This is a genomic window from Sphingomonas sp. ACRSK, from assembly GCF_022346685.1.
Classification (GTDB): Bacteria; Pseudomonadota; Alphaproteobacteria; order Sphingomonadales; family Sphingomonadaceae; genus Sphingomonas; species Sphingomonas molluscorum.
The window spans coordinates 1-8946 of sequence record NZ_JAKRNR010000057.1 but is presented as its reverse complement, the minus strand read 5'-3'; the positions used below and the strand labels follow the sequence as shown (position 1 = coordinate 8946).

General features: G+C 64.2%; 6 protein-coding genes and 1 pseudogene. 6 read left to right on the top strand and 1 reads right to left on the bottom strand.

The genetic code is table 11. The features are described from left to right. Window positions 1–125: 125 nt before the first annotated feature. Window positions 126–1265: an ROK family transcriptional regulator gene (locus MHZ35_RS17235; RefSeq protein WP_239436757.1), complete on the bottom strand. Its 1140-nt coding sequence runs from the start codon at window positions 1263–1265 to the stop codon at window positions 126–128. Window positions 1266–1417: 152 nt separating this feature from the next. Between MHZ35_RS17235 and MHZ35_RS17230 the strand changes: the two genes are divergently transcribed. The 6 genes and pseudogenes from MHZ35_RS17230 to MHZ35_RS17205 form a co-directional block, all read left to right on the top strand. Then, window positions 1418–4057 (top strand): TonB-dependent receptor, encoded by a 2640-nt coding sequence (locus MHZ35_RS17230; RefSeq protein ID WP_239436756.1) that lies wholly within the window; start codon window positions 1418–1420, stop codon window positions 4055–4057. Then, complete coding sequence (locus MHZ35_RS17225) at window positions 3987–5519, top strand: YdcF family protein (RefSeq protein ID WP_239436755.1); 1533 nt, start codon at window positions 3987–3989, stop codon at window positions 5517–5519. Before MHZ35_RS17230 ends, MHZ35_RS17225 begins: the two co-directional genes overlap by 71 nt. Continuing rightward, window positions 5516–6400, top strand: a complete 885-nt coding sequence (locus MHZ35_RS17220; protein ID WP_239436754.1) for a phosphodiester glycosidase family protein — start codon at window positions 5516–5518, stop codon at window positions 6398–6400. Before MHZ35_RS17225 ends, MHZ35_RS17220 begins: the two co-directional genes overlap by 4 nt. A 77-nt stretch (window positions 6401–6477) precedes the next feature. After that, window positions 6478–7203, top strand: coding sequence for a rhamnogalacturonan acetylesterase (locus MHZ35_RS17215; RefSeq protein ID WP_239436753.1), 726 nt, complete (start codon window positions 6478–6480; stop codon window positions 7201–7203). A gap of 46 nt (window positions 7204–7249) precedes the next feature. After that, complete coding sequence (locus MHZ35_RS17210) at window positions 7250–8539, top strand: MFS transporter (RefSeq protein WP_239436752.1); 1290 nt, start codon at window positions 7250–7252, stop codon at window positions 8537–8539. A 181-nt stretch (window positions 8540–8720) separates the two neighbouring features. Then, window positions 8721–8831, top strand: a pseudogene (locus tag MHZ35_RS17205) (IS5 family transposase); the annotation flags it as partial. Between the last annotated feature and the right edge of the window lie 115 nt (window positions 8832–8946).

Below are 8946 nucleotides of genomic sequence, written 5' to 3'. Positions count from 1 at the left end.
AGACCATCGAACATCGGCGCTTGCAGCACCGCAAGTTCGCCGCCTAACATCAACCCCTGACGAGGTCCGCACTCCGCTAATCTACGCCGCGAGTTGTGCCGAATGTTCTGACGACGGACAGACTGTTACCTATCCCACCCATCCCCGAAAACGCAGCGCTGCAGCGGAAGCGCCGCGGCGCCGAGCGCGGTTGTATCGCCGGGTGCGGCCGCGGGCACGATCGGGATCAGCTCGCGTCCTTCGCCGCGCCGGGGCACGACCGGAATAATGATGTTCGGGATCACCCGTTCGGCCAAGGCCGTCGGGATGCGCCCGCCCAGCACGATCGCATCCGGATCGAGCACGCCCACGCAGGCGCCGCACACCAGCGACAGCGAATCGGTGACCTTGGCGATCCACTCGTCGACGCCCGGCGCACCAACGTCGAATCCTTCGACCAGCGCGCTCACGTCCGCGAATTCCACGCCGCGCAACGCCATGGTCTGGCGCAGCAGCTCGAGCGTCGGCGAGGGGTAGAGCAGCGGCGGCAGCATGGTGGCATATTCGCCGGCATTGCCGTGACGGCCATGCAGCGGCGCCCCATCCACGATCGCGCCGCCACCGAAGCCGGTGGCGATATAGAGATAGGCGAACGTTCTGGCCCAGCGCCCGACACCGACGAGCGCTTCGCCCACGGCCGCGACATTGCCGTCGTTGTCCGCCCAGGCGGGCCGGCCGAAGCGTTCAGCGAAGATCTCGGCAACGTCGACATCGGCCCACTCGTCCAGGCTGCGCGGGGTGTTGAAACTGCGGCGGTCGGACCGAATGAATCCGGTAATACCCACGCCGATCCCCGGCACTCGTGCCGGGTCGATGCCGGCTTCCCCAGTCAGTTCGGCGAGCCCCGCCGCGGCGCTTTCAAGCACGGCCGCGCGGCTCATCACCGGCAGCCGATAGCGCCGATAGCCGCGCTCGCGGCCTGCCATATCGACCAGCATCACCGATATGGCGTCGGCCATGATCGAGACGCCGAGCGAGAACAGGCGCTCGGGGTTGATGCCGAGCGTGAGGCTCGGCTGGCCGCGTTGCCCGCGCGAGACGCGCTCTCCGCCCAGCAGCAAGCCGTGCGCTAGCAACTCGTTGATTTGTCGCGACGCGGTCTGCTGCGGCAGGTCGAGCAGCGCGCCGAGCTCCTTCTGCGTAACGCCCGGATTGGCGTTGACGAATGCCAGCATGCGCCGCTCGGTGACGAGCAGCTCGGGCCAGGACTCAGCGACAGGTGCCATCAAATAATACCCTCCACGAGAATAATTCGACAAAACTTACACGAGCATAGCCGAATCCGTCCATCGTTCGGCCGCAATGGGCGCCGGCTGTAACAGAATATACCCAATGCGAGTGCATTTGCCCAAGCGACTCAGCAAAAGGGGCAAGACACATGGCTGCGCTGCATTCCGGAAGGACCTTCGAATTCAGGCAGGCAATCCTGCTCGGCACCGCGTCGGTCGCCGCGCTCGCGCTGGCGCCGGCGGCGTTCGCGCAGGAAGCTCCGGACACGGCGACCGAAGAGATCGTCGTCACCGGCTATGTGCGCCAGAACACGCTCTCCGTCGACGAGAAGCGCAACCGCGACTACGAGGCCGATTTCCTCACCAATGACGAGACCGGCCAGCAGCCGGATTACAACGTGTCCGACAGCCTGCGCCGCCTGCCCGGCGTCGACACCGTGTTCGACGAGGACGAAGGCCGCTATGTCGCGATCCGCGGTCTCGATCCCGACTACACCTTCGGCTCGCTGGACGGCGCGACGCTCGCGTCTTCCGAGCGCGCCAACCGCCGCCTGAACATGGAAGCCATTCCGACCGTCGCGATCAAGCGGTCGGAGGTCCGCAAGTCGCGCACGCCGGATATGGAAGGCAGCGCCATCGGCGGCGCGATCGACCTCGCTTCGCGCTCGGCCTATGACAGCAGGGGCGCGTATCTGGTCGGCAACCTTTATGTCGGCGCCTACGATTCCACCTCGCTCCAGTCCTTTGGCGATGCGCCGGGCTATTGGGGAAACAATCATGCGCCGGGATCCAACGGCATCTCGATGCGTGCGGCGGCGACCTTCTCGACCAAGTTCGGCGCGCAGGACCAGTTCGGTGTCGTCGTCGCCGGCAGCTTCCTGCGCCGCCAGCGCGACCAGATCCGCTACCAACCGAGCGGCTATACGCTTCGCGGCGACCAGCTGGTGCCGGGCACGTTCAACATGGTCGGTTATCCGCTCAGCTCCGAGCGCTGGAGCGCCTTTGGCAAGCTCGAATACAAGCCCGCCGAAAACTTCTACGCCCAGTTCGCCTATGCCCGCTTCGAGCAGAACGAGCGCGAATATCGCTATCTCGGCAATTTCTATACGCGTGGGGCCTACACCACCGACGCCGACGGCAATTCCGTTTCGGCGCGCGGCCAAGCGTACGCCAATTTCAACGACTTCGCCGACGACAAGCCGCTGACCACCTACAATGCGTCAGCCCGCTGGGCGCCGAGCGACGTGTCGACCCTGGACGTTCGCGCATCGCATTCGATCGCGAAGTTCTGGGAGCCGACCAACAACATCCGCTTCATCACGTCGAACAACAACACCAATCTTTCCTCCACAATCGATGCGACCGGCTATACGCCGATCCTGACGATCACGAACCCGGGGTATTACGCGAATCCGGCCAATTACACCTTCAGCTATTACTATCCTTCGTTGGACAATAATATTGATAAGGTCTCCGAAGGCGAGATCAACTACGGGTACAATATCGGAAACGGAGACACCGGCTTCGGTTTCCGGACGGGCGCGAAGTTTCGTCGTTCCGATCGCGTGTTCGATTATACGCGCTACGACTATGCGCTGGCGCCGGGCGTGACGTTCAACATGCAGTCGGTATTCGGCGGCACCTATAATATCCACAACGTCAGCGCGCCGGTGCCTGCGGTCGATATCGAGAAATTCTGGGACTATGTTTCGGATAACCCGGACAACTTCGTCGTGACGACCAACGCCGCGAGCGTCGCCAATGACTATCAAATGATAGAAGATGTGGCCGCGGGCTATGTCTCGGGCAGCTACAAGGCCGACCGCCTTTCGCTGATCTTCGGTCTTCGCTACGAAGACACCAGCACCGAGATGGTGCGTCCATCCACCGTTGGCGACGTCACCACCATCGTCAGCCGCACAGGCCATTACGGCAACTGGCTGCCCTCGGTCACCGGCTATTACGACATCATCGAGAACCTGCGCCTGCGCGCCTCTTACTACAAGGGCGTGGGCAGACCGAACCCGAACCATCTTGCAGCCGGTGAACGCTACACCCCTGCCGGCACCGACGACGAAGACGGGTTGGCGACCGTGTCGCGCGGGAATCCCGAACTGAAGGCGCGCACGGCGGACAGCTTCGGCATCGGCCTGGAATATTACTTCCCGCAGCGGGGCGGCATCGTTTCGGTGAGCTATTTCCACAAGGCAGTGAAGAACGACATCTTCACAGGGCGAACCAACGGCACCTTCAACGGCGAAGAAGTCGTTTTCTCCCAGCCGATGAACATGGCCGACGCCAATGTCGACGGTGTGGAGTTCAACTTCGTGAAGAACCGGCTGGAATTCCTGCCCGGCCTCCTCAAGGACTTCGGCATCTCCGCCAACTGGACGCATATGCGCGGCAGGGCCACGGTCGTGATGAGCGACGACTCCCTGCGGACGCTCGACTATATGCGCGAGCAGCCGCGCGACCTTGTCAATTTCTCGCTGTTCTACAAGTCGGGACCGTTCCAGGCACGCGGCACCTATGCCTACAAGTCGCGCTATCTCAAGGGCATCAACCTTACGCCGGCGACGGGGACCACACTCGATACCTACGAGTACCCCTATGAGCAGTTCGATCTCCAGTTGCGATTGAAGGCCAACGACTGGGTGGAGCTGATCGCGGAAGGCCGGAACCTCACCGATTCCTACCGCAACACATTCCAGGACCTGGATGACCCGCACATCCGCGACTACAACTACACCGGCCGCGCCTTCTGGGTCGGCGCTTCCTTCAAGCTCTGACGGCAACAGGCCGCCCCGGCCCTGCGGCACGGGGCGGCCCTTCTTTTCACGCCTGTCGATCGAGGACATCATGTTCAAGAAGCTTCCGCTCGCCTACGCGATCCTGGCGGCGCTGCCGCTTTGCACGCCCGCCCTGGCGCAATCCGGCTGGGACGCGGTCCCGGGGGCGGACATCCCCGCAGCCGAGCTGGCCGCTCGCCCCGGATTGAACCACGCCCATGTCGAAGGCGTGGATCTCGCCTACAAGCCGCTCGTCGGCCCTTCCCTGCTGCAGGACGAGAATTTCTATCTGCTGACCCTGCTCGAGCAGCTGCCCGGGGCGCTAAAGGCCATCGCGGGCGATCCCGATCTGACTGCCATCCGGCGCGCTTCCCTGGCTCGTGCCGCCGCGGCTTCCGGAGCCTGTCAGAGCAGCTATCAGGCGCGCGATGCCGCCGGCAAGGCCCTTCCGGCTGCGCTCGAATGCACCAGCGAGGCGATGCGCTGGACCGAGGCCGAGCGCCGGACATCGGCCGACGCGATCGGCCGCCTGTTCGACAAATCGCCCGCGCTGCGCCCGCTGGTGACGGAGCACATGCGCCCTTCCGGCCGCTTCCACCGCGATGCCGCGCTCAGCGACCGCGCGCTCCTCGTGAAGGCCTGGGAAGAGGCCCATGCCGCGATCGACCAGATCATCCGCGTCTACGGACTGGGTGAGAAACCTGTTGCCCCTATCGGCGCGGATATCGATTCGGTGATCTATCCGATGAACCGGGGCGGCTATCCTGCGGCCCTGTCGCTGTTCATCTGGGAAACCAGCCGCCGCGCCGAAGGGGCGCAAACCCCGTGGCATATCCCGCTCCACTATGCGCTGACGCTGGTGGAAGCCAACCGGCAGACCGATGCGGTGCTGCAGTTGCGCCTGCAGGAATCTGAAAACCGCAAGACCTTCCCCTACCTCGCCGGGGTTCGCTGGAGCGACTATCCCCATGCGGCCATCGTCGTGCCGGGCTGGTCGCCGGAGATCGCCTTCGAGCCGCTCAATCCGGGCCGCAAGGTGGCACTGCGAACCGCTGCGGACCTGTTTCGTGCCGGGAAAGCCCCGGTGATCATCGTCTCTGGCGCCCGCCTGCGGCCGCTTGGCACCTTGTGGACGGAGGCGTTCGAGATGAAGGCCTATCTGGTCAAGGACCTCGGCATTCCCGCCGATCGCATCCTAATCAACCCGCTTTCCCGCCACACCCATACCGAGATTCGCGACAATGGCCGGATGATCTTCCGCACCGGAGCGCCGCTCGACAAATCCTCGCTCTATATCAGCGAGGGCCGGTATATCGGTTCGAAGATCCTGGAAGATCGCTTCCTCCACGATCACGGCGTCCTGCCCTATGCCTGGCTGAAACGGCGGGACTTCACGACTGTGGAATTCCTGCCGAACCTCAATGCCCTGCAACGCACTGCCCTGGATCCGATGAACCCATGATCAGACCCGCATTGCTGGCCTTAGTGCTGGCGTTTCCGCTCGCGGCTTGCGCCACGCTTCCGCGAGCTGCCGATACCGCGATCTTCCCCGGAATCCACTACGAACAGGGGGAGGCGCCCGGCCCGGCGCATATTCATGTCGTCAGCATCGATCTTACCCGCCCCGGCATCGCCTTCGCCCTCACCGAAGGCGATCACAGCAAGGGCATGGAGCATGTCGCCAAGCTGACCAGCGCCTATCTGGCGGAGCGCCATGCGCAGGTGGCGATCAACGCAAGCTATTTCCTGCCGTTCAAGGGCGGCAGCAAGGGCGGCGACGATTATTACCCGCATGTCGGCGATCCGGTGAACGTGTCCGGACCGGAGATCGCCCGCGGCAAGACCGTGTCGCCGGTCGAGGTCGACCTCGACGATCGCGTCGATTCGATGCTGTGCTTCCATCGTGCCCGGGCAGTGATCGTCGATGGACAACAATGCCCGGCCGGCTATGTCGACGGCGTCGCCGCCGGGCCGCGCCTGCTGGAAGGCGGCAAGGCGAAGACGTCGGCGCTCGACTATGCGACGGACACGCATCCGCGAACAGCGTTCGGCATCTCGGCCGACCGGCGTCGGGCCTGGATCGTGCTCGCCGACGGCCGCCAAGCGGACAGCAAGGGCATGACGCTCGCGGACCTCGCCGAGTTGTTCCGCAAGCTTGGCGCAAGCGACGCGATCAATCTCGACGGCGGCGGCTCCTCGACGCTGGCAGTGGAAGGCGCGGACGGCAAGCCGCGGCTGCTCAACAGCGCGATCCACACCGGCGTTCCCGGTCGCGAACGCCCCGTCGCCAACCATATCCTGCTCTTCGCGCCGCATCGGCACCTGGGTGGAGGTCCGCAATGATTTCGATGCTTTTCGCTGCACTCGTCTTGAGCGGCCAGGACGTCCCCCGATCCGATGCGCTTCCGGATGCACCACCCGTGGCCCCCGTCCAGCGGAAGGTTGCGCCCACTCTGACTATATCCAAGATCCTCCTCGTCGGCGATTCCACCGTCGCGCCGGTGGGCGGCTGGGGAGGCGCCTTTTGCGCGCACCATGTGGCTCCGCAGGTGGCCTGCCTCAATGTCGCCCGCGGCGGGCGGTCCACGCGCAGCTACCGCGAAGAAGGATCGTGGAACGAGGCGCTCGCGGAAGCTTCGGTGCCGGGATATGCGGGCGTATTCGTCCTGATCCAGTTCGGCCATAACGACGGCAACCCGCGGATGGGCGCGCGCACGGATCTTGACCCGGAGTTCGGTGACAATCTGCGCCGCTTCGTCCGCGAGCTGCGCGCGCGCGGTGCTACGCCGATCCTGGTAACGCCCATGGTGCGGCGCCTCTTCAGCGTCCGAGGCTTCTACAACAGTCTTGAACCTTGGGCAGAGCGCACGCGCACTGTGGCGCGCGAACTTAGTGTCCCCTTGGTGGATCTCAACGCACGCAGCGCGGACCTGGTGCGTAGCCTCGGTGCGGAAGGTGCCAGTGCGCTGGGGCACCCGGCGGAAACGAATGCGCCCGCGGCCGACAGCAGCGCCGCTCGGTACCGGTTTCACCCTCGGAAAGATCCCACACACCTGGGCGATGAGGGTGCGCGAAAAACCGCCGCAATCGTCGCCGAGGAACTGGCACGCGTCGTGCCTGCGCTCGCACCGGTCATCGCGCCCTGATCACGTGAGTCACGGGGCTGACGCATATGCCGCGTAGCGCATTAATGTGTATCAGGGCCGGGGTGATTTCGATCGGGCGCCGCGCGTCGATGGGTCCACCAAGCGAGCATCGCTCCTGCCTTACGGCGTAGCGCATTTCGGCAAGAGCCAGTTCTGGCATTCGAGCGAGCTGGTCTTCGCCTTTTTTCTGACCGAGCGAGCCGGCGTGCCCGTTGCCTGGATGGGCGCCGTACTCGCTGGCGGCCTGGCGTTGAGCGCCACCATCGACCTTGTTGTCGGCTGGCATCTGCGTGGGGCTTCCTTCACGCTCGCTCGCGCGTGCCGGTTACAGCTGGTCGGGGCTTGCGCGAGTGCGGCCGCCATCACGCCATTGTTCGCAGCCGATCTGCTTCCCGATACATGGCGCTTGGCTTGGACCGCCTTGTTCGCGATCGCCTTTCGCCTGGCTTATGCGCTCTACGACATTCCGCAGAACGCCACGCTTAGCCTCGCGACGCGCGATGGGGACGAGCGCGCGCGCCTGTCGGCATTCCGATTGTTTTTCAGCGGGCTCGCGTCGATCACCGTCGCCACGGTACTTGCCTGGCTGCTCGGCGCAGCGAACGGGAGCGGGCGCTTCGCCCTGGCTGCGCTGGCAATGTCAACGATCGCCATCGCTACCGCTTGGCGCCTGGCGCGCCTGCGACCACGCGCAAGCACCGCCGATAGTTCTTCCGCCCGTCGCCCGGCCGCGGCGGGGCTGATCGGACCGGTCTCACTGCTCTTGCTGATGTTCGTGCTATCGCTTGCCATATCGGGCTTCAGCAAGCTCGAACCCTACTACGTCTCCTACCACTGGCAAGGGCGGGGCGGCACGATCATCATTGCCGCCTCGCTCGGCTTCGCGTTCCTGCAGCCGCTGTGGTTTGTCGCCATTCGCCGGCTTGGCTTCCTTGCCACCCTTTGCGTCGCAATCACTTTGCTGGCCGCTGCCGCTCTCGGCTTCACGCTGTCCGAGGCCACAGGCTATTATTCGCAGGCGGGGTTCGCCTTCGCATTCGGCGCAGCAAATGGCGGCATCAGCACCACGCTTTGGGCAAGTTTCGCGGAGGCGGTTTCCGCGCGACGTTCGACTGCCACGGCGTTTGCATTCGCGCTCCTGACGGCAACGTCCAAGTTCGGCTTGGCAGCAGCGAGCCTCGCCATCGCCGCCTGGCTATCCGTCGTGCATTATCGCGTCGCCGATGCGGGGCTTGATGCCGTGATGGCCGGCTTCGCGATGTTCGGTGCCGTTGTCAGTCTGGCCATTCTCGCCCTCTCCTTTGCTCGCAACCGTAAGGGCTCCAGCGCGACGTAAGGGTGTCCGCTTTCAGACCATTGGAGAAGAAGCTGAATGGCCGGAATTTGGGGCGCAAAGCAGTCCCAAGGGAGTTTCCGATCTGCTTGCTATGATGCTGTGGGAGGCGGCGACTGACCTAGGGTCATGAGCCATTGATATGAGCGTCGCGATCTGATTCAGGCTCCGCGAGGAGACCGGGATGAGCGACCTGTTTTGGCTAACGGATGAGCAGATGGAGCGGCTGCGGCCGTTCTTTCCGAAGAGCCACGGCAAGCCTCGAGTGGATGACCGGCGGGTGCTGAGCGGTGTCCGCCGTCAGCACCAATGGCACAGATTTGAGGTTGTGATTTAAGGAGGATCTGGGCTTCGTCGTAGTGACGAAGGAACGAAGATGAAGCCCAGATCCTCCAATGTAAAATCGCCCG